This is a genomic window from Streptomyces sp. NPDC050610, from assembly GCF_040654875.1.
GTDB lineage: Bacteria > Actinomycetota > Actinomycetes > Streptomycetales > Streptomycetaceae > Streptomyces.
Genome location: NZ_JBFAIV010000007.1, coordinates 170,696 through 190,824, shown reverse-complemented (window position 1 = coordinate 190,824; position 20,129 = coordinate 170,696). Strand labels below are relative to the sequence as shown.

General features: G+C 73.0%; 16 protein-coding genes. 4 read left to right on the top strand and 12 right to left on the bottom strand.

Going from position 1 to position 20,129, the window contains the following annotated elements:
* The first annotated feature begins 7 nt into the window (after nucleotides 1-7).
* Nucleotides 8-1,378, top strand: a complete 1,371-nt coding sequence (locus AB0I22_RS11620) for a hypothetical protein (protein WP_363130529.1) — start codon at nucleotides 8-10, stop codon at nucleotides 1,376-1,378.
* A 55-nt stretch (nucleotides 1,379-1,433) separates the two neighbouring features.
* On the opposite strand, the gene AB0I22_RS11615 is transcribed toward AB0I22_RS11620, so the two are convergent.
* Entirely contained in the window at nucleotides 1,434-2,090 is a 657-nt protein-coding gene (locus AB0I22_RS11615; protein ID WP_363130528.1) for an SGNH/GDSL hydrolase family protein, read from the bottom strand.
* Between the two features lie 106 nt (nucleotides 2,091-2,196).
* Nucleotides 2,197-3,744, bottom strand: coding sequence for an acetolactate synthase large subunit (locus AB0I22_RS11610; protein WP_363130527.1), 1,548 nt, complete (start codon nucleotides 3,742-3,744; stop codon nucleotides 2,197-2,199).
* A gap of 207 nt (nucleotides 3,745-3,951) precedes the next feature.
* On the opposite strand from AB0I22_RS11610, the gene AB0I22_RS11605 reads away from it, so the two are divergent.
* Both AB0I22_RS11605 and AB0I22_RS11600 read left to right on the top strand, forming a co-directional pair.
* A complete protein-coding gene (locus AB0I22_RS11605) occupies nucleotides 3,952-6,303 on the top strand; it encodes a GH92 family glycosyl hydrolase (RefSeq protein WP_363130526.1) in 2,352 nt (783 codons plus the stop codon).
* 90 nt (nucleotides 6,304-6,393) lie between these two features.
* On the top strand, nucleotides 6,394-7,842 hold the full coding sequence (locus AB0I22_RS11600; RefSeq protein ID WP_363130525.1) for an amino acid permease: 1,449 nt from the start codon (nucleotides 6,394-6,396) through the stop codon (nucleotides 7,840-7,842).
* A gap of 147 nt (nucleotides 7,843-7,989) precedes the next feature.
* On the opposite strand, the gene AB0I22_RS11595 is transcribed toward AB0I22_RS11600, so the two are convergent.
* Nucleotides 7,990-8,883: a DNA-formamidopyrimidine glycosylase family protein gene (locus AB0I22_RS11595; RefSeq protein WP_363130524.1), complete on the bottom strand. Its 894-nt coding sequence runs from the start codon at nucleotides 8,881-8,883 to the stop codon at nucleotides 7,990-7,992.
* A gap of 64 nt (nucleotides 8,884-8,947) precedes the next feature.
* Complete coding sequence (locus tag AB0I22_RS11590) at nucleotides 8,948-9,847, bottom strand: FAD-dependent monooxygenase (protein WP_363130523.1); 900 nt, start codon at nucleotides 9,845-9,847, stop codon at nucleotides 8,948-8,950.
* Nucleotides 9,848-10,398: 551 nt separating this feature from the next.
* Between AB0I22_RS11590 and AB0I22_RS11585 the strand changes: the two genes are divergently transcribed.
* Nucleotides 10,399-10,941, top strand: coding sequence for a MarR family winged helix-turn-helix transcriptional regulator (locus AB0I22_RS11585; RefSeq protein ID WP_363130522.1), 543 nt, complete (start codon nucleotides 10,399-10,401; stop codon nucleotides 10,939-10,941).
* 87 nt (nucleotides 10,942-11,028) lie between these two features.
* Here AB0I22_RS11585 and AB0I22_RS11580 read toward each other — a convergent pair whose 3' ends face one another.
* The 8 genes from AB0I22_RS11580 to AB0I22_RS11545 all read right to left on the bottom strand — a co-directional run bounded on the left by AB0I22_RS11580 (nucleotide 11,029) and on the right by AB0I22_RS11545 (nucleotide 20,100).
* Nucleotides 11,029-12,717, bottom strand: a complete 1,689-nt coding sequence (locus tag AB0I22_RS11580; RefSeq protein WP_363130521.1) for a TIGR03767 family metallophosphoesterase — start codon at nucleotides 12,715-12,717, stop codon at nucleotides 11,029-11,031.
* 364 nt (nucleotides 12,718-13,081) lie between these two features.
* Nucleotides 13,082-15,589 (bottom strand): excinuclease ABC subunit UvrA, encoded by a 2,508-nt coding sequence (locus AB0I22_RS11575; protein ID WP_363130520.1) that lies wholly within the window; start codon nucleotides 15,587-15,589, stop codon nucleotides 13,082-13,084.
* A gap of 220 nt (nucleotides 15,590-15,809) precedes the next feature.
* A complete protein-coding gene (locus tag AB0I22_RS11570; RefSeq protein WP_363130519.1) occupies nucleotides 15,810-16,580 on the bottom strand; it encodes an AAA family ATPase in 771 nt (256 codons plus the stop codon).
* 38 nt (nucleotides 16,581-16,618) lie between these two features.
* Nucleotides 16,619-17,323, bottom strand: a complete 705-nt coding sequence (gene fabG / locus AB0I22_RS11565; protein WP_363130518.1) for a 3-oxoacyl-ACP reductase FabG — start codon at nucleotides 17,321-17,323, stop codon at nucleotides 16,619-16,621.
* Nucleotides 17,323-17,490: a hypothetical protein gene (locus AB0I22_RS11560; protein WP_363130516.1), complete on the bottom strand. Its 168-nt coding sequence runs from the start codon at nucleotides 17,488-17,490 to the stop codon at nucleotides 17,323-17,325. The genes fabG and AB0I22_RS11560 overlap by 1 nt, the downstream gene beginning before the upstream one ends.
* The gene (locus tag AB0I22_RS11555) at nucleotides 17,490-18,167 is read right to left on the bottom strand and encodes a hypothetical protein (RefSeq protein WP_363130515.1); all 678 of its coding nucleotides are present in this window, start codon (nucleotides 18,165-18,167) and stop codon (nucleotides 17,490-17,492) included. Before AB0I22_RS11555 ends, AB0I22_RS11560 begins: the two co-directional genes overlap by 1 nt.
* A gap of 180 nt (nucleotides 18,168-18,347) precedes the next feature.
* Nucleotides 18,348-19,391: an AvrD family protein gene (locus AB0I22_RS11550; protein WP_363130514.1), complete on the bottom strand. Its 1,044-nt coding sequence runs from the start codon at nucleotides 19,389-19,391 to the stop codon at nucleotides 18,348-18,350.
* 205 nt (nucleotides 19,392-19,596) lie between these two features.
* Nucleotides 19,597-20,100 (bottom strand): MarR family transcriptional regulator, encoded by a 504-nt coding sequence (locus AB0I22_RS11545; RefSeq protein ID WP_363130513.1) that lies wholly within the window; start codon nucleotides 20,098-20,100, stop codon nucleotides 19,597-19,599.
* Nucleotides 20,101-20,129 lie beyond the last annotated feature (29 nt).

Below are 20,129 nucleotides of genomic sequence, written 5' to 3'. Positions count from 1 at the left end.
GACGGCGATGAGCACAGCAGCGCACGAGGGGCTGGACGACCTGCTCGCCCGGCCCCTGCTGGAGACTGTGTGGCGGCGGCGTACGCACCGGGTGAGCCGGGGCGCGTCCGTCTCGGCCGGGTCGATGACCTACCACTCCCCCCACTCGCCCGAGCCGCTGGGCGAGCTGGAGGAGGCGGTGCTGATCGCGATGACCGGCTGCACCGGGCTGACCATGCCGGACCGGCCGTTCGAGGACCCGCGCGACGGCAAGCCGATCATGTCGAAGCCCAACCTCACGATGGCCGGCCGGTCGGCGGGCAGCCCGGACAACGCGCAGGGCACCCACTTCTTCATGATCGACGACAGCGGCACGTACTTCCTGCGCAGGCTCCCGCCCGCGCCGGACGTGCCGTTCGACGCCGCGCACCTGATCGAGCGGGCCCGGCTGGCGAAGGTCAAGGTGCTCGACACCCGGCTCGACGTGGCGGAGGGGCTGCGGGACTTCCCCGCGTACCTCGACTCCAACCGGTTCCTGTCCAACCTGCCGGGCAGCACGGTCTTCTTCCCGGTCGTGGACCTCTCGCACCAGTACATCAACGGGCTGATGTATCTGCTGACGCAGCCCGACGGGGCGCGGCCCACGCTGGTGGACGACCGGAACTTCTACCGCCCGGCGGGCGTCAAGAAGTGGGTCAAGAGCGGCTTCCTCAACGGCGACCTGAAACTGCCGCTGGGGGCGCTGGGGCCGCTGCGGACCCAGATCGAGGCGGATCTGCTGCTCCAGAACCTGATGCTCGTCGCGGACGCGATGGGGCTGGGCGCGTGGATCCACGCCTCGATCAACCCGCAGATCGCGCTGGGCGACCCGAAGTTCTCCCGGCTGTACGGGCGGATGCTGGGCTTCTCGTTCGTCACCCCGCGCTGGCGGCTGGCGGACATCTGGCGCTGGCACGTACCGCTGCCCAAGTACGCGAACACCCGGTCCCACCCCGTCGGCCTGGAGCGCGGCGGCGAGCGGCTGATCGAGGCCGCCTGCCCGCCCTACCAGGCGTCGATGCCGGCGGCCGTGGACTCGGTGGTCCGCGCGAAGTTCGGCCCGGGCGGCACGTACACGGACAAGGACGTCTTCGCCCGGATCTACAAGGAGGACTACGGGCAGCGCTATCTGGCGGAGGCCAGCGAGTACGACGAGCGGGTCGTCGACTGCGCCCGCGACATCTGCTCGTACATCTTCGACACGCACGGCCGGTTCCCCGCCCATACGGACGCGATCCATGTGCCGGGGGTCTGGCTCCAGGCCCACCATGTGGAGCTGGAGTACTACGACCGGTTCTTCAACCAGGGCGTGGCGGACGCGCACCGCAGGCACGCGGGCCTGTGGGACGCCCCCGGCTGAGACCGGGCCGCTGAGGGCCGGGCCCCGCCGGGGTCCGGCCCTTCGCCGCGGGCGGCTACAGCAGCGCGGCCACCGCCTCGGCCAGCGCCCGCCCCAGGACCTCGTTGTTCTCCCGGGTGAAGTGGACGCCGTCCTTCCCGTCGGTGGTGATGAACTCCCCGGCGTCGGCGAAGGCCGCGCCCGCGGCATCCGCCAGGGCGCGGTAGACGCCCGCGAGCTGGGCGGACTTCTCCTGGCCGCCCCTGAAGACCTGGCTGCGCCACGGGCCCGAGACCTCCCCGAGCGGCGGCGGCGCGACGACGAGCGCCCGGGGCGCGGGGTAGTCCGTGCCCACGCCGCCGGCCGAGCGGGCCACCTGGTTCAGGAGCACGGACATCCCGGTGGCGATGTCGAAGGGCGTGCGGGCGAAGTGCGCCTTGGTGTCGTTGGTGCCGAGCATGATGACGACGAGGTCGAGCGGGAGGTGGCTGGCGAGCGCGGACGGCAGGTAGCGGGAGCCGTTGAGCCGGGGGTCGACGGGGTCGTCGGCGGTGGTGGTCCGGCCGCTGAGCCCCTCCTCCACGATGGTGTACGCGTCGCCGAGCGCGCCGGCCATGACCCCCGTCCACCGCTCCTCGAAGGGGTAGCGCCGGGAGGTCTCCCCCTCGGCCACGGGGGTCCAGCCCCAGGTCAGTGAGTCCCCGAAGCAGAGAATGCGCTTGGTGTCCGGCATGTGGCGGCTCCGATGCTCGATCTCTCGCCGCGCCGTTCGCGGCGGATTCGAAGCGTACGCACCGGACACCGGACGCTGATCCGACCAGGGGCATGGCGCGGGCGGCTCAGACGACGGGCGGCACCACGCAGTCGATGAGGTACGGGCCGGGGTCGGCGAGGGCGCGTTCCAGCTGGGCGGTGAACTCCGCGGCGGTGGTGGCCTTCGAGGCGGGTACGCCCATGCCGTTGGCGAGGGCCACGAAGTCCAGTTCGGGCCGGGACAGGTCCAGCAGGCCGCGGGCCCGCTCGCCGGCCGCCGCCGCGCCCACCTGCTGGAGCTCCAGGTTGAGGATCGCGTAGGAGCGGTTGTCGAAGATGACGGTGGTGACGTTGAGGTTCTCGCGGGCCTGCGTCCACAGGGCCTGCAACGTGTACATGGCGCTGCCGTCCGACTCCAGGCAGAGCACCGGCCGCCGCGGGCAGGCCACGGCCGCGCCGGTCGCCACCGGCAGGCCCTGGCCGATGGCGCCGCCGGTGAGGGTCAGCCAGTCGTGGCGGGGCGCGCCCGCGGTGGCGCCGGGCAGCCAGAGGCCGGAGGTGTTGGACTCGTCGACGACGATCGCGTCCTCCGGGAGCAGCGCGCCGATGGCGTCGGCGGCGGACTCGGCGGTGAGCGGGCCGACGGGGCGGTCGGGCCTGCGGGCGGCGGCGAGCGCGGGGGCGGCCTCGGGCGCGACCTGGTGCGCCAACGGCAGCAGTGCCGTCGCCGCCTGCCGCGGGGTCGGCGCGAGCGTGTGCACCTGGCACCCCTCCGGCACCAGGTCGCCGGGCTTGCCGGGGTAGGCGAAGAAGGTGACGGGCGAGACGGCCCCGATGAGCACCAGGTGGCGCAGGCCGGCGAGCTGGGCGGAGGCGGCGTCGGCGAGGTAGGCGAGCCGCTCGACCTCGGGGGCGCCGGCGCCGCGCTCCAGGCGGGCCGGGAAGGTCTCGCACAGCAGCCGGGCTCCGGTGGCCCGCGCGATCCGGGCGGCGGCCTCCAGGTCCGCGCCGCGGGTCGCGGCGCCGCCGAGCAGGATGGCGGCGGGCTCGCCCGACGTCAGCGCGGCGGTGACGGCCGCGAGGTCGGGCGGGATGGATCCCGAGCGCACGCCGAGTCCGGTGGGCGCCGCCTTGCCGCCCTCCGTCCAGGAGACGTCGGCGGGCACGATCAGTGTGGCGATCTGCCCCTCGGCGGCCGCGGCGACGGCCTCCGCCGCGTCGGCGCCCAGTTCCCCGACGTCGTGGGTGCGGCGCAGCCAGCCGGAGACGCTGCCGGCCAGGGCGTCGATGTCGGACTCCAGCGGGGCGTCGAGCGGCTTGTGGCCGAGCGCGTGGTCGCCGACGAGGTTGACGATGGGGGTACGGGCGCGGCGGGCGTTGTGCAGGTTGGCGAGGCCGTTGGCGAGGCCGGGGCCGAGGTGCAGCAGGGTGCAGGCGGGCCGCTCGGCCATACGCGCGTAGCCGTCGGCGGCGCCGGTGGCGACGCCCTCGAACAGGCAGAGGACGGGGCGCATTTCGGGGACGTCGTCGAGGGCGGCGACGAAGTGCATCTCCGAGGTGCCGGGGTTGGCGAAGCACACGTCGACGCCTGCGTCGACGAGGCCGCGGATCAGGGTCTGCGCGCCGTTCGGCATGGTGGTCCGCCTCTGTTCACGGTAGGGGAATCGACTGGCCGGGCGTCAGTCTCGTCCCTGGCGGCGGGGCGCGGAAGGACCGGTTCGGACAGGGCCTTCCGGCGGACGCGCGCACCGCGTTTTTTGGCGCGTCCTTGACAGGGCGCACGGGTCGGGCCAGCCTCGGCGCTGACAACGATGTCACCGATCGTGTGAAGGTCGTGAACGATGACATGGACCCAACACCCGCGGCTGCGCGCCCGCGCCGCCGCCCTCGCCTGCGCGGCGCTGCTGGGCGGGCTCGTGGCCGTACCCGCGCAGGCGGCCGCCGAGGCGCGCACCACCGGGCGCCTCACCGACCTGGTGAACCCCTTCATCGGCACACAGAACGAGGGGAACACCTACCCCGGCGCCTCCGTGCCGTTCGGCATGGTGCAGCTCTCCCCCGACACCGGGCACAACACGGGCTACGACTACAAGGACACCCGCGTCCGCGGCTTCAGCGCCGTCCACCTGTCCGGCGTCGGCTGCGGCCTCGGCGGCGACCTGCCGACGCTGCCCACCACCGGTGAGGTCACCGAGACCGACTACGCCCGCTACGCCGCCGAGTTCGGCCACGACGACGAGAAGGCCCGCCCCGGCTACTACCGCGTCGGCCTGAAGTCCTACGGCGGCATCACCGCCGAGCTCACCGCCGGCCGGCGCACCGGCCACCAGCGCTACACCTTCCCCGCCACCGACAAGGCCAACGTCCTGCTCAACGCCGGGCAGTCGCTGCACAAGACGGACTCCACCACCGTCGAGATCCTCGACTCGCGCACCGTCCGCACCACCATCACCGGACACGGGTTCTGCCAGGGCACCAAGCCGTACACCCTGCACACCGTCACCCGCTTCGACCGGCCCTTCGCCGCCTACGGCACCTGGCGGGACGGCACCGTCACCGCCGGTTCGAGATCCTCCACCGGCACCGGCCGCAACGGCGCGTATCTCCGCTTCGACGCCACCCGCGACCGGAGCGTGGAGGCCACCACCGCCATCAGCTACGTGGACGCGGCCGGCGCGCGGCGCAACCTGCGCGCCGAGAGCGGCGGCTTCGACCGTACGGCCCGCGCGGCGGACGCGGCCTGGGAGCGGCGGCTGACGGACGTACGGGCCCAGGGCGGCGGCCAGGAACTGCGCCGCACCTTCTACTCCTCCCTCTACCGGTCCTTCCTCGCGCCCAACCTCGGCAGCGACGTGGACGGCCGCTACACCGGCTGGGACCAGAAGATCCACCGCGCCAGAGGATTCGACTACTACCAGAACTGGTCCCTGTGGGACACCTACCGCACCCAGGCACAGCTGCTGGGGCTCCTCGCGCCGCACGAGGCACGGGACATGGCGCTGTCCGTGCTGCGCGTCGACGCGGACAGCGGATGGCTGCCCAAGTGGGGGTACGGCACCGTCGAGACCAACATCATGACCGGCGACCCGGTGACGCCCTACCTCACCAACGCCTACCAGCAGGGGCTCCTCAAGGGCCATGAGGAGGAGGCGTACCGGGCGCTGAAGAAGAACGCCGACGGGGTGCCGCCGGCCGGCTCCCCCGCCGTCGGCCGGGAGGCCAACGCCCAGTACATCAAGGACGGTTACGCCCCCTACCTCGCCGACTGGAAGCACCAGAAGCCCGGCGACTCCGACTTCGACCACGGCGCGTCGGCGACCCTCGAATACGCGCTGTCGGACGCGATGCTCGCCCGGATGGCCCGCGGCCTCGGGCACCGGGCGGACGCCGCCCGCTACGCGAAGCGCGCCCAGAACTACCGGAACATCTTCGATCCGAGCACCGGCTTCTTCCGGGCCCGCGACGCGGGCGGCGCGTTCACCGGCCCCGCCGACCCGGCGAAGAGCGTCGGCTTCCACGAGGGCACCGCGTGGCAGTACCAGTGGCTGGTCCCGCAGGACCTGCCCGGCATGGTGTCCCTGATCGGCGGCAAGGACGCCGCCAACAAACGCCTCGACTCCTTCTTCGCCTATGACAAGTTGCTGAAGGACCCGGCGGGTACGGCGCGCAAGGTGTGGGTCAACGGCCCGTACGACTACTACAACGCCGACAAGTACAACCCGCAGAACGAACCCGACACCATCGCCCCGTACACCTACCTCTCCACCGGCCGGCCCTGGCAGACCACCGACGTGGTGCACGCGGCGCTCACCCTCTTCACCGATTCGCCGAGCGGCATGACCGGCAACGACGACCTGGGCACCATGTCCGCGTGGATGGTGCTGTCCGCCATCGGCGTCTACCCCGTGCAGCCCGGCGCCGACGTCTGGGGGCTGTCCACGCCGCTCTTCGACCGCGTCGACCTGCGCCTGGACCGCCGCTGGTACCCGCACGGCCGGTTCACCGTCACCGCGCCCGGCACCGACGACCACGACCGGTACATCCGGTCGGTGCGCCTGAACGGCTCGCCGTACGGCAAGACGTACGTGCGCACCGAGGACATCCGGCGTGGCCGGACGCTGTCCTTCGGCGTCGGCTCCGCGCCCTCGGACTGGGGGACCTCGGCGTGGGCCGCGCCGCCCGCGGTGAACTGACCGGACAGCGCGGCGTGGTGCGGGTCCTTCCGCACGCGTCCGGGCTCGGCCATGATGATCGGCCGTCGGCTCCGACGGAGAGGGAACACCATGGCAGGGCTACGGGCGGGACGGGGCGTACTGCGCCGCAAACCGATTGAACAGCTCGAAGAGGGCACGGCCGGGGCGCCGAGCGAGCAGCTCCAACGCACGCTCGGGCTCTGGCAATTGACGGCGATCGGCGTCGGCGGCCTCATCGGCGCCGGCATCTTCAGCCTGGCGGGCACGATCGCCAATGGCAAGGCGGGCCCCGCCGTGCTCGTATCGTTCCTGATCGCCGGGGTGGCGAGCGCGGCCGCGGCGCTCTCGTACGCGGAGTTCGCGGGCCTCATCCCGAAGGCGGGGTCCGCCTACACCTATGGCTACGCGGTCCTCGGCGAACTGGGCGGCTGGTTCATCGGCTGGGACCTGCTGCTGGAGTACACGGCGATCGTCGCGGTGGTGGCGATCGGCATCTCCGGCTACATCAGCTATCTGCTCGGGGAGATGGACGCCGGGCTGCCGCACTGGATGCTGGGCGCCCCCGGCACCGGGGACGGCCACCGGGTCGACCTGTTCGCGGCACTGCTGTGCCTGTTCATCGCCTATCTGCTGTCGCGCGGCATCAAGAACGCGGCCCGCTTCGAGACGGTCGTCGTCGGGCTGAAGGTCCTGGTGGTGATCCTGATCATCGTGGTGGGCTTCTTCCATATCAAGACCGGCAATTACCGCCCGTTCTTCCCCTACGGCGTCGGCGGCGCGTTCACGGGCGCGGCGACGGTGTTCTTCGCGGTGTTCGGCTATGACGCGATGTCCACGGTGGCCGAGGAGTCCAAGGACGCGCAGCGCCATATGCCGAAGGCCATCCTGTACTCGCTGGCGATCTCGATGGTGCTGTACGTGCTGGTCTGCCTGGTGCTGACGGGGATGCAGAACTACAAGGACATCGACAAGGAGAGCGGCTTCGCCACGGCCTTCAAGTCGGTGGGGCTGGGCGGGCTCGCGGACGTCATCGCGGTCGGCGCGATCATCGGCATCCTCACGGTGATGTTCACGTTCATGCTGGGCGTGACACGGGTCGGCTTCGCCATGAGCAGGGACGGGCTGCTGCCGAAGTGGTTCGCGAAGACGCATCCGAAGCGGCGCGTCCCGACGCGGGTGACCTGGATCGTCGGCTTCGCGTCGGCGGCGATCGCCGGGTTCCTGCCGATCGGCGAGGCGGCGGAGCTGACGAACATCGGCATTCTGCTCGCCTTCGCCGTGGTCTGCGTCTCGGTGATCGTGCTCCGCTACAAGCGGCCGGAGCTGCCGCGCACGTTCCGCGCGCCGGGGATGCCGGTGGTCCCGCTCATCGGGGTGGCCGCGTCGCTGTGGCTGATCACCTATCTGGCGTGGCAGACGTGGGTGCGCTTCGCGGTGTGGTTCCTGATCGGCCTGGTCGTGTACTTCGGCTACTCCTACAAGCGGTCGGAGCTGGGTAAGGCGGAGGCGCGGGAGCGGGAGCGGGAGGCCGGCGAGTAGCGGCTACGGACGCGGTGGCGTGGCCGGGCTTCGGCCTTTTCAACGGGGCCCGGCCGGGCGGCGGGCGTGAGACGCGGCCGGGCAGCGGGAACGGGCAGCCGGGCAGCGGTCGCAGGCGCGGGGCGGGCGGGCCCGGCCGGGCGGCGGCTATTTGAGCAGCCGGGAGAGCCGCCGGTCCGCGAGGGGCTTCCCGCCCGTCTGGCAGGTCGGGCAGTACTGGAGCGAGGAATCGCGGTACGAGACCTCGCGCACCGTGTCCCCGCAGACCGGGCAGGGCTGCCCGGTCCGGCCGTGCACCCGCATCCCGGCCCGCTTGCCGGCCTTCACGTCGCCCGCCGCGAGGCCGCGGGCCTGCTCGACCGCCCGGCCGAGGGTGCCCGTGACCGTCGCGTACAGCGCCCGCGTCTCGTCGTCGGTGAGGCTCGCGGCCAGTTTGAAGGGCGACATCCGGGCCGCGTGCAGGATCTCGTCGGAGTAGGCGTTGCCGATGCCGGCGATGACGCTCTGGTCCCGCAGCACGCCCTTGAGCTGCCGGCGTTCGCCGCGCAGCAGTGCGGCGAACGCCTCGGGGGTGAAGTCCGCGTCGAGCGGGTCCGGGCCCAGCCGGGCGATGCCCGGCACGTCGGACGGGTCGCGGACGCAGTACACGGCGAGCCTCTTCTGGGTGCCCGCCTCGGTGAGGTCGAAGCCCGCGCCCGGCGCCCCGTCCGGCCCGGTCAGCCGCAGCCGCAGGGCGAGCGGCCCCTTGCCGGGCCGGGGCGGCGCCGCCGGGAACTCCTCGCGCCAGCGGAGCCATCCCGCGCGGGCCAGATGGATCACCAGATGCACGGCGGGCCCGCCGGCCCCGTCCTCCGCCGTGAGGTCCAGGAACTTGCCCCGGCGGCGTACGCCCGTGACCGTCCGCCCTTCCAGGGCGCCGAGCGGCGGATCGTACGTCTTGAGGACGCTCACCGCGAGCGGGAGCACCGTGGCGACCGTACGGCCCATCAGGTGCTCGGCGAGGAATCCGGCGAGGGCTTCGACTTCCGGGAGCTCCGGCATGTGCACCAGTGTGCCGCAGCGCTCACACCCGGCAACTCGGGCCTCTTCCCGCTCAGCTTCCCGCTCAGCCGACCTTCTCGTCCCAGTCGATGCGGTAGCCGACGAGCCAGTCGTTGTCGCCCCGTTCCTCGCCCCGGCCCTCGTCACGGTCGAGGGCCCGCGCGGTGCGCGCGTCGCGGGTGCGCGCGGAGGCGGCGTCCGGGTCCCGGGCGGCGAGCCGTCCGCTGATGGCCACGACCCGCTCGACGCGCTCGCGGCGCAGCCGTTCGTAGGCGGCGAACGCCTGGGGTGCGTCCGGCAGATCGCGCAGGCACTGGGCGAGGACGACGGCGTCCTCGATGGCGAGAGCGGCGCCTTGGGCGGCGTTGGGCGCGGTGGCGTGGGCGGCGTCGCCGATGATGACCATGGAGGGGTTGTGCCAGACGGGGGTGGAGGGGATGTCGTAGGTGTTGCGGGCGACGATCTCCGTCCCGGTGGCCGCGACGATGCCGGCGGCGGGCGTGCTGTCGCCGGCGAAGACGTCGGCGACGCGCTGCCGCCACTGGGCGGGGGTGATGGCGGCGAGTTCGTCGCGGGAGAGCGCCTCGCCGGGGATGTTGGCGAACCAGTAGGTCGGGCCGTCGGGCGCGGTGGTGCAGCCGAAGAAGGCACGGTCCCCGGAGATCATGCGGTATGTGCCGGGCGGCGCGGCCTCGGGGTTGTGCGGTATCCGGCCGCAGACGGTGCTCTGGCCCGCGTGCCGGGGGCGGGGCGCGGCGGCGTCCAGCAGCGTCCGGGTGCGGGAGTGCAGCCCGTCGGCGCCGATGAGCAGGTCGCCCTCGGCCTGGCTGCCGTCGTCGAAGGTCGCCACGACGCCGCCGCTCGGGGTCGGGGCGGCGTCCACGAGCCGCTTGCCGTACTCGATGGCGATGGAGTGCCGCGCCGCCTCCTCCTGCAGGGCGCGGTGCAGGGCGGCCCGGTCCATGGTGCGCGGGGTGTGAGCTCGTCGTCCCCGGAGCCGGCGAGGGGGCGCTTGCCGAGCTGTTCGCCGGTCCGGCTGTAGAACTCGACGCTTTCGGCCGAAAAGGAGCGCTCTCGTACGGGCTTGAGGGCGTCCACGCTGCGCAGTGCGGCGAGCCCGTTGGAGAAGAGCATGAGGAACGCCCCCACGTCCTCGGCGCCTCGCGGGTACGCCTCGTACACCGTGGAGTCGATGCCTGCCTTGCGCAGCGCCAGTGCGGCCACGGGGCCGGCGACGCCTCCGCCGATGATCAGTGCGCGGGTCATGGACGTGCGTCCCCCTCATGTCGTCAAGCCGGTCGTACCAGGTCACGGGCTGCTCGCGCGGTCCGCGCACGAGCATGGCGTGCGGCGACGGCGGTATGTCAAGGGGCCGTCGCGGCGTTCCCCGGCGCACGGTCGACTACCGGCCGCGCGGGTGGGCGACGAGCACCCCTCGAAAGCTCATCGGGAGCAGATTTGGTTGAATTCCATATCACCTTGCGATGCGTCATCGAACATGTTGAACTTCACGCCATGTCCTACCAGTTGACCCCTGACGGCCGCCCCGCCGACAGCAGCCCCACAGCGAGCGCGCCGATCGCCGATGACGATCTGAAGGCGCTGATGCGCCTGATGGCACGGTTTCTTCGGCACGTGCGCGACCCGGACGAGGATGTGCCCGAGGAACTGCGTGCCCTCCTCTCCGGCGCCGGGCTCTCCAACCGGCACTTGGCGCCGCTCGTCTCGCTCGCGATGGACGGCCCCGCGTCCGTCGGGGAACTCGCCGAGCGGATGGCCCTCGGCGCGACCACCACCAGCCAGCTCGTCAACGAACTCCACCGCGGCGCGCTCGTGCGCCGCGCGGAGGACGAACGCGACCGGCGGCGGACGATCGTCAGCGTCGAGGAGCCGCACCGCCCGCTGGTCGAGCGCTGCGCCCGCGCCCGCACGGAGCCGCTGCGCCAGGCGCTCGGCCAGCTCACGCCCGCGGCCCGCCGCGACTTCATCCGCAGCTGGCGGGTGATGGTCGACGTCTGCGAGGGCCGTCCCGTCCCCGCGCCGGAGGAGACGGGCTGAACCACCGTCCGAAAGCCCGACACCCCTGACCTGGGCGCACCGTGACGGACAGTCAGGCACGCCGCGCCCAGGGGCGACGGGCAGATCTCAGCGCCGGGGCAGCAGCAGTTCGGTGTTGCGGTCGGTGGGGTCGCCCGCGAGGGTCGCGTCGGAGCCGGGGGCGTTGAAGCCCAACTCCCGGTAGAGGGAGGCGAGGCCGGTTCGGGAGAGGTCCTCGAAGTCGGTGCGGTAGGGGGCGGCGGACTCGACGAGGGTGGTGAACAGGGAGAGGGTGCCGTCCCGGTTGTCGGTGATCTCGATGGCGCGGGCCAACTGCGGGTAGTCCACGTGCGAGGCGGTGCAGATCTCCCAGAAGGTGCCGCGCGGCCTGATCCGGTTGCGGTGGCTGTGGCCGTTGATCCAGGCCAGTACGTTGCTGTGGCGCTGGAGCACCGAGATCAGCTCGTCCCCGCCGTGCCGTTTCTCCCCCGGATGCGCGGGGTCGGGGGTGAGGTTGTCCATGCTCCAGCTGGCGTGGTGGCTGAAGACCAGCGCGTACTCGTCCCTGTGGCGCTTCAGCACCCGTTCCAGCCAGCGCAGTTGCGAGGTGCCGAGCGATCCCTGGTAGTGGCCGCCGGGGTCCGTCGAGTCGAGGCTGACGCCGATGACGCGGTCGGAGACGCGGAAGGTGTAGTAGAGGTCGCCGGATTCGAGGTTCTCGTGGGTGTAGCCGTGGCCGAGGGGTCCGCGGCCCCGGTGGCGGGGGTCGAGGTGGGCGGCCGCGTACTGACGGGCGGTCAGCGGCACCCGCCGCTCGTCGGGGGTGACCGTGCGCATCTGGGCGCGGTGTTCGCGCAGCACCGCCTTGATCCGCTCGCCCTTGGGGTCGACGCCCTTCGCCTCGCCGTCCATCAGCCATTTGGCCTGCTCGGCGGGGATGATCTGGAGCTTCTTCGAACCGACGGCGACGTCCTCGATCCAGGTGCCGGCGGCCGGGTAGCAGCCGCCCGAGAGCAGGTCGTGGTTGCCGAAGGTGGAGTACCAGGGGATGTTCAGACCCGGGCTGCTCAGCCGGCGCATGGCGGCGTCGAGGTAGCCGTCGATGCGCGGGTAGCCGACCTGCTTGTCCTGGTCGCGCAGGTCCCGCTCGGGGTGCCAGTAGAGCGGCAGGCCGCTGTCCTGCACGCCTTCGTAGCCGTCCGGGTCACCGGTGTTGGGGTTCAGCCGGCCGCCGCTGAGGGCGGTCAGGAACCACTCCACCTCGATCCGCGCGTTCTCGTCGCCGTTGTCCCCGGTGGTGATGACGAAGGAGAACGGCTCCCCAGTCTCCGGGCCGCGGCGCAGCGCGTTGACGCGCTCGACGAGGGAGACCACGCCGGGCAGGGTGAGCGCCTCGTGCGGCCGCCAGGCCCCGGGGCCGCCCGCCCGGAAGAACTCGTAGCGCAGCGGGTGCTGGACGTCGGTGAGGTGGAGGTCGGTGAACTGCACGAAGGAGGCGAGCGTGGTGCGCCGTTCGGTGCGGCCCCGCTTGGTCCCGGCCAGTTCGGAGCGGAGCAGCCGGGGCCAGCCGGGGCCGTCGCCGAGCCTGCGGTAGCCGCCGGCGCCGCGGGGCGTGGCGACGGAGGCGAGGGTGGTGCCGCGGCCGGTGGGCCCGGCGGCCGCGGCGCTCGCCGTGCCGGGGCCCCCGATGGCGACGCCCCCGGTGGCGGCGGCCGCGGCGGCGAGGAACGTACGCCGGCCGAGGCCCGCGGGGCGGTCGGGGCCGGAGGCGGCGGGTCTGTGCGATCTGCTGGACATGCGCGGTCTCCCCACTGTGGCGGTTGGCGGCGTGCGCACGCCGCTGACGGCCCGTCGACGCCACCGACGGGCTCACGGCGCCGAGCGGATCACGGACACGACAGGTCACCAGGATCAAGGAGGCGGTGCACCGTCGCCTTGCGGGATTCCGTACCGGGGCCGGGGAGCCGCCCCTTGGGGCTCCGCGGTACCGGGATGAGCAGGGCGACGGTGTGCACGGCGCCGGGAGGGGCGCCGACCGGCGCGCCCCGGCGGGTGCGGCCGCCGACCGCACAGCAGCCTAAGTGACCCGTGGGGGCGCCGGTAGGGCGCGTACGGGTGTGCGTACCGGTGCCGCCGAGGCCGCCGCCCACCCGGATGGCCGTCAGCCGTTCGTACCCGTGCCGGACAGCGCCGCCCGCAGGTAGCGGGCCGTCAGGCTCCCTTCCGCGCGGGCGACTTCCTCCGGGGTGCCGGCCGCGACGACGCGGCCGCCCGCCGCACCGCCGCCGGGCCCCATGTCGATGACCCGGTCGGCTCCGGCGACGACGGCCATGTCGTGCTCCACGACCACGACGGAGTTGCCCGCGTCCACGAGCCCGTGCAGCTGGCGCAGCAGCAGTTCGGTGTCGGCCGGGTGCAGCCCGGTGGTGGGCTCGTCGAGTACGTACAGGGTGTGGCCGCGGTGCGTGCGCTGGAGTTCGGCGGCGAGCTTGATGCGCTGGGCCTCGCCGCCGGACAGCTCGGTGGCCGGCTGGCCGAGCCGCAGGTAGCCCAGGCCCACGTCGCGCAGGGTGGCGAGGCCGCGCAGCGCGGCGGGCACGTCGGCGAGGAAGCCGGCCGCCGCGTCGACCGTCATGCCCAGGACGTCGGCGATGGTGGCGCCCCGGTAGGTGATCTCCAGCGTCTCGGGGTTGTAGCGGGCGCCGTGGCAGGCGGTGCAGGGGGCGTAGGTGCCGGGCAGGAAGAGGAGTGCCACGGCGACGAAGCCCTCGCCCTGGCAGGTCTCGCAGCGGCCGGCGGCCACGTTGAAGGAGAACCGGCCGGCGGTGTAGCCGCGGGCGCGGGCCTCGTCGGTCGCGGCGAACACCTTCCGCACGGCGTCGAAGAGCCCGGTGTAGGTGGCGAGGTTGGAGCGGGGGGTGCGGCCGATGGGCTTCTGGTCCACGCGCACCAGCCGGTCGACGGCCTCCAGCCCCTTGGCCCGCACCTCGTACGGCCCGTCGGCTCCGGCGGCCGGCTCGTCGCCCGTATCGGCGGCGTCCGCGCCGTCGCCGCCCAGGTGCTCGGCGACGGCGTCCGCGAGGACCTGGCTGATCAGCGTCGACTTGCCGGAACCGGAGACTCCGGTGACGGCGGTGAAGACGCCCAGCGGGATGTCGCAGTCGAGGTCGCGCAGGTTGTGCCGGGTGACGCCGTGCAGCCGCACCGTGCCCGAGGGGGTGCGGCGGGCGGGTTCGGCGGCCGGCGCGCCGGGGTCCGGGAAGACGAAGCGGCGGGTGGCCGACTCGGCGACGTCGGCGAGCCCGGCGACGGGGCCGCTGTAGAGCACCTGCCCGCCGTGTTCCCCGGCGTACGGCCCGACGTCCACGATCCAGTCGGCGCGGCGCACCACGTCCAGGTGGTGCTCGACGACGAAGAGGGAGTTCCCGGCGGCCTTGAGCCGGTCCAGGACGGTGAGCAGGGCCGCGCTGTCGGCGGGGTGCAGCCCGGCGGAGGGCTCGTCGAGCACGTACACGACGCCGAAGAGCCCGGAGCGCAGCTGGGTGGCGAGCCGCAGCCGCTGGAGTTCGCCGGCGGACAGGGTGGGGGTGGGCCGGTCCGTGCTCAGATAGCCGAGGCCGAGTTCGGTGAGCACCTCGACGCGGGCGACGAGGTCCGCCGCGAGCAGGGCGGCCGGGCTCTCGTCGGCCCCGTCGGCGGCGGGCCGCAGCAGGTCGCCCAGCGCGCTCAGCGGCAGGGCGGCGGCCTCGGCGATGTCGCGGCCCGCGAAGGTGACGTCGAGCGCCTCGGGCCGCAGCCGCCGGCCCCGGCAGGCGGGGCACGCGCCGCTGACCAGATACCGCTGGACGCGCGTCCGCAGTGTGCTGCTCTTGGAGTCGGCGAAGGTGTGCAGCACATAGCGCCGGGCGCTCATGTACGTGCCCTGGTACGGGCGGTGGATGCGGCCCGCGTCGCGCACCGGGTGGACGGTGACGACGGGCTGTTCGTCGGTGAACAGGATCCAGTCCCGGTCGGCCTTCGGCAGTTCGCGCCAGGGGCGGTCGATGTCGTGGCCGAGCGCGGCGAGGATGTCCCGCAGGTTCTTGCCCTGCCAGGCGCCGGGCCACGCGGCGACGGCGCCCTCGCGGATGGAGAGGTCCGGGTCGGGTACGAGGGAGTCCTCGGTGACCCGGTGGACGCGGCCGAGGCCGTGGCACTCGGGACAGGCCCCGGCGGCGGTGTTGGGCGAGAAGGCGTCCGAGTCGAGCCGCGGCGCGCCGTCGGGGTAGTCGCCCGCGCGGGAGAAGAGCATCCGCAGCGAGTTGGAGAGGGTGGTGACGGTGCCGACGGAGGACCGGGAGGTGGGGGCGGAGCGGCGCTGTTCCAGGGCGACGGCCGGCGGCAGCCCGGAGATCTCCCCGACCTTGGGCGCGCCGACCTGGTGGATGAGCCGGCGCGCGTACGGGGCGACGGACTCGAAGTAGCGGCGCTGGGCCTCCGCGTACACGGTGCCGAAGGCCAGCGAGCTCTTGCCGGAGCCGGAGACCCCGGTGAAGACGACGAGCGCGTCGCGCGGGAGGTCGACGTCCACGGACCGCAGGTTGTGCTCGCGGGCGCCGCGGACGCGTACGTACGGGTCGTGCGCGGCATCGCGGCCGTACGGGTGCGCCGGGCCTGCCGGGTCGTTCATCGAGGTCGTCTCCGCTGGTCGGCACTGTGTTCTCGCGTGCCGATCCTAGATGCGGCGGCCCCGCGGACGCCCGGTGGGCCCGCCGGGCCGGGCGGCTCGGCGAGGCCACGGCCCGGCGGAACCGGCGGCACGGCGGGCCCGGCGGAACCGGCAGCACGTCGGGCCGGGCGGCACGACGGATTGAACGGTCCGCCGCGCCCTGCCGGTCCGCCGCGCCCGGTCAGTAGCGCAGCGCGTACGAGACGCGTCGGCGCCAGGAGGTGGCGCGCCGGGCGCTGTGGTGGCGGGCGTCGGCCTCCAGGACCTCGTTGGCCTCGCGGACCCGCTCCTGCGCGATCTCGACGGCCTCGTCGAGCGGCATGACCAGCGGCAGGTCGAAGAGGTCGACGATGCGCCGCACCCGCTCGGTGACGGTGCCGCCCACCACGTGGTAGGGGATCTCCATCTCTTCCAGGGTCGCTATCAGCAGTTCGTCCGACATCTTGCGGAACGGCTCGGAGACCGGCCGGTGACCGTCGGCCTTCATCTCGAACTCCACGGGCAGGTGCACATAGGCGTCGTAGATCCGCTTGGCGCGGGCCTTGGTGATCTGCCCGTAGGCGTTCATGTAGTCGCGGTAGAAGCGCTTGACGGGCAGCCCGGCGACGTTCTTGACCGCCTTGGCGACGAAGCCCGCGCCGGGGTTGATACCGACCCGCATCCGCGCCTCGCCGTAGATCCATTCGTGGATCACCGAACCGTCGGAGACGAAGGAGCCGGGCAGCGCCTCGTTGTGGATGCGCTCCTCCAGCCGGCGCAGGCCGAGCGCCATCAGCTCGGCCGCCGACAGCTCCTGCACCTGCTTGCCCGGCACGAGGTCCATGAGGATCTCGCGGGAGGTCATCGCGTGGGTGCGGGGGATGCCGGTGGCGACGGAGACGGCCTCGGTGGTGGTGCTCTTGCCGCTGGAGTACGTGCCGGAGATGGCGAGGTGGATGACGCGGTCTGCCATGGTCGGTGCCGTTCCTTCCGTGAGGTGCTGGTCCGTGGTCATCCGCCGAGCCCCAGTCCGCCGCTGACCGGCAGCACGGCCCCGGTGACGTACCGTCCGGACTCCCCCGTCAGATAGCGCACGGCCGCCGCGACGTCCTCGGTGGTGCCGGGGCGGCCGAGCGGGGTGATGCGGGCCAGCTCCGCGCGGCGGCGGTCGGTGACGCCGCGGCCCATCTGGGTGTCGATCAGGCCCGGGGCGACGAGGTTGACGGTGATGTTGCGGGGGCCCAGCTCCCAGGCCAGGGAGCGGGCGAGGCCGAGCAGTCCCGCCTTGGACGCGCCATAGTTGGCCTGGCCGGGCGCGCCGAAGGCGTACACCATCGACGACATGAGGACGATGCGGCCCCAGCGGGCGCGGACCATGGAGCGGGCCGCGCGCCGCACGACGCGGTAGGCGCCGCCGAGGTTGGTGTCGACGACGTCGAGGAAGTCCTGCTCGGCCATCCGCAGGAAGGGCATGTCGCGGGTGATGCCCGCGTTGGCGACGAGCACCTCCACGGGCCCCTGCGCGGCCTCCACCTCGGCGAAGGCCGCGTCCACGCTGTCCGGGTCGGTCATCTCGGCCCGTACGCCGAACAGTCCGTCGGGCGGCGCGTCGTCGCGGTGGGTGACGGCGACGTTGTCGCCGTCGTCCCGCAGGGCCCGGGCCACGGCGAGCCCGATGCCGCGGTTGCCGCCGGTGACGAGCACGGAGCGGGGCATCAGAGGTCGCCCCCTTCGGGCTCGGCGGCGCCCGGCCGGGGCCCGCCCGCCGGGTCCGGCCGGGTGCGGGCCAGTTCGGCGAAGGCCATGGTGGCGATGGCCGCGCCGAGTTCGTCGCGGCTCAGCAGCGCGAAGGCGTCGGCGGCGATCCGCTCCTGATCGTTCATCAGCAGGCCACCGCCGTACCGCCGTACCGCGCCGCGGACCCCTCGCATCCGGCGGGCCGGCCTGTGAAGATGTGCCGGACCGCCGCCGAGAGCCGGGCCGGCGTGAGCGCTCCGGGGAGCAGCCGGCGCGCGAACCGCACCTGGGGTGCGGCGGGTTGGGGCTGCGGCCGGATGTCTTCCAGGAGCAGTGGCGGCAGCAGCGCGGTCGGCGTGCGGGCGAGCGTCTCGTCGCTGTCGGCGAGGAAGGCCGCGGCGCGGGCCCGTACGGGCGCGGGCAGCCAGTCGAGGAACGGCACCCGCACCTCGATGATCTCGCCGTGTTCGGCGCACTGGGCGAACTCGGCGCACGGAGCGTGCGCCGCGGTCCGGCCCGTCGCGGCCCCGGCCTCTTCGGTCCGGGCCGCGGCGTGGGCGCCGGCCAGCGCGGCCCGGACGGGGTACGGCGCGCGTTCCCACTCCTCGCGCAGTACGGGCACGGTGTGGCGCGCCTCGTCCAGGACGACGAGCAGCGGCGAACCGCTGTCGATGTGCTCGGCCAGCAGTGCGCGGAGCGTCTGTTCCGGCCAGATTCCGTCGAGCGTCCACTCCCCGTGTTCCGCGGCGCGCCAGCTGATCCGGTCGGGTCCTTCGAATACGACGAGCACTTCGCCGAAGCGCATCATCGGCGTTCCGTTCATGAATACAGTTCCCCGTTATCGACTCATTGCCGAGTCGTCGGCCCGCGGCGAAGTCGTCGACTCGCCGCGGAGCTGTTGACTCATTGCGGAGTTGTTGGCGTGCGGGCCCTTGCCGCCCGGCGGCCCGTAGCGCGTGGCGGCCGTACTGGGACGGCCGCCACGCGGCGGCTGCCGGGGTGCTCAGGCGGCGGCGAGCATCGGCAGCTGGTGCGCGATGGAGCACCGGCCGTAGACGCCGGAGAAGTCGTCGACCGCGAGGTCGGCGACCCGCCAGGTGTCGTCGCCGAGCCCGAGCAGCCGGGTCCGGGTGACGTACGCCTTGGCCTCGATCGGCCCTGCCATGGGCCGCAGCGGGCGGTGCGCGCCGACCACCGTGCGCCGCATCCACAGCGTGTTGCTGCGGCCGCGGTCCACGCCGTCCTGCGCGTACAGCAGCGCCTGCGCGAGCTGCGCGACGCACACCAGCGTGTCGACGAGCGACACCGAGGGCGCGTACGCGGCCTCGGCGCCGTGCGCCTCGTGCAGTCGCTCGACGCTGGGCACGACGAACTGCCGGGCCCTGACCTGCTGTTCGGCGAGGTCCACGCTGACGCCGTCGGCGTGGTGGCTGTGCGCCTTGTAGCCCGCGCCGTAGTGCCGAGTGCGGGCGGCGCCGAGCGCCTCCTCGTCCGTCTCGTAGCGGGCCGGGCCGCGCGGTCCGGCGCCGCCCGCCTCGTGCACGAAGTCGCAGCGCACCTTCAACTCGCCGATGCGGCAGTCGTAGACGCTGCTGACCGGCGTGTTCGGGCCGGTCCCGGCGGCGTCCGCCGGGCCGGCCGGCCCGGTGTGCGCGAGCCGGGCCGAGACGGCGAAGTCCGTGAGGTCCTCGTGCGGCCGGCTGCCGGCCCGGATGTCCGCGGTCCGCAGCCAGGTGCGGCGGCGCTGCTCGTCGTCGAGCCCGTGCGCGCCGTTCAGGTGGATCTCGGCGAGCGAGGCCGCGAGCACCAGCGCGTCGATGCTGCTGAGGTGCGGCCGCAGTTCGCGGCCCGCGGCCTTGCGGGACCAGTCGGCCGGATAGGTGAGCGTGGCGCGGGCGTCGGCGCCCGCGCCGGGCCCGGTGAGCCCGTCCGCCTCGATGTGGTGCAACTGCTGTCCGACTCGCTTGTATCCCGTGCCGAAGAACCTCGAACCCCTCGGTCCGAGGCAGGCGTCAAGCGAGTCGAAAATCAACCTTTCTTCACTCATCCCCGTTTTCCTTCCCCCGTGGTGACTCATCCTGAGGCTAGCACCGGGAAAACATCAACAGGGTCCTTGTGAAGAGGCTCACTTCAACTAATTCAAGTCAACCGAAATACATTTGACGCCAATCTGACGGGGGAATTAAATGCTCCGAATGTGTCGCCTCCAGGGAATGCGGGACGGTGTTTTGCGGAGTGCTGAATTCTGCCGGTCAGTCCTCGCAGGCGACGACGCTGGGCCAGCGGCCGGCGAGCAGTTCGCCGAGGATCTTCCGCAGCCGGTCGCGGTCGGCGGAGTCCACCGAGGCCATGAACGCCTGCTCCACGTCGTCCACGGCGCGCGAGGCGCCGCACAGCGCCTGCCGTCCGGAATCCGTCAGATGAAGGATGTACCGCCGGCGGTCGGCGGGATTCCGCCGCCGCTCCACATGGCCCGCTTCCTCCATCTCGTCGATGAGCGCGACCATCGTGGTGGGGTCGAGGTTGAGCAGCCGGCTCAAGTCCTGCTGGGAGAGGCTGATCTGGCCTTCGAGCGCGGCGAGCACGTAGAAATACCGCATCCGCATCCCGCGGGATTCCAGGGCCCGGCCGGCCTCGTGCATGAGCAGGAGCCCGGCCTTGTGCAGCAGATAGCCGGTCCGGTGGACCAGCGGGAAATCCACTGCCTCGGCCGTGGGTTGAGGCAGTGGGGCGGAGAGATGGTCGGTGGTTGACATCGAGGGCCGCTTCTTCCGTCGGGGGATGG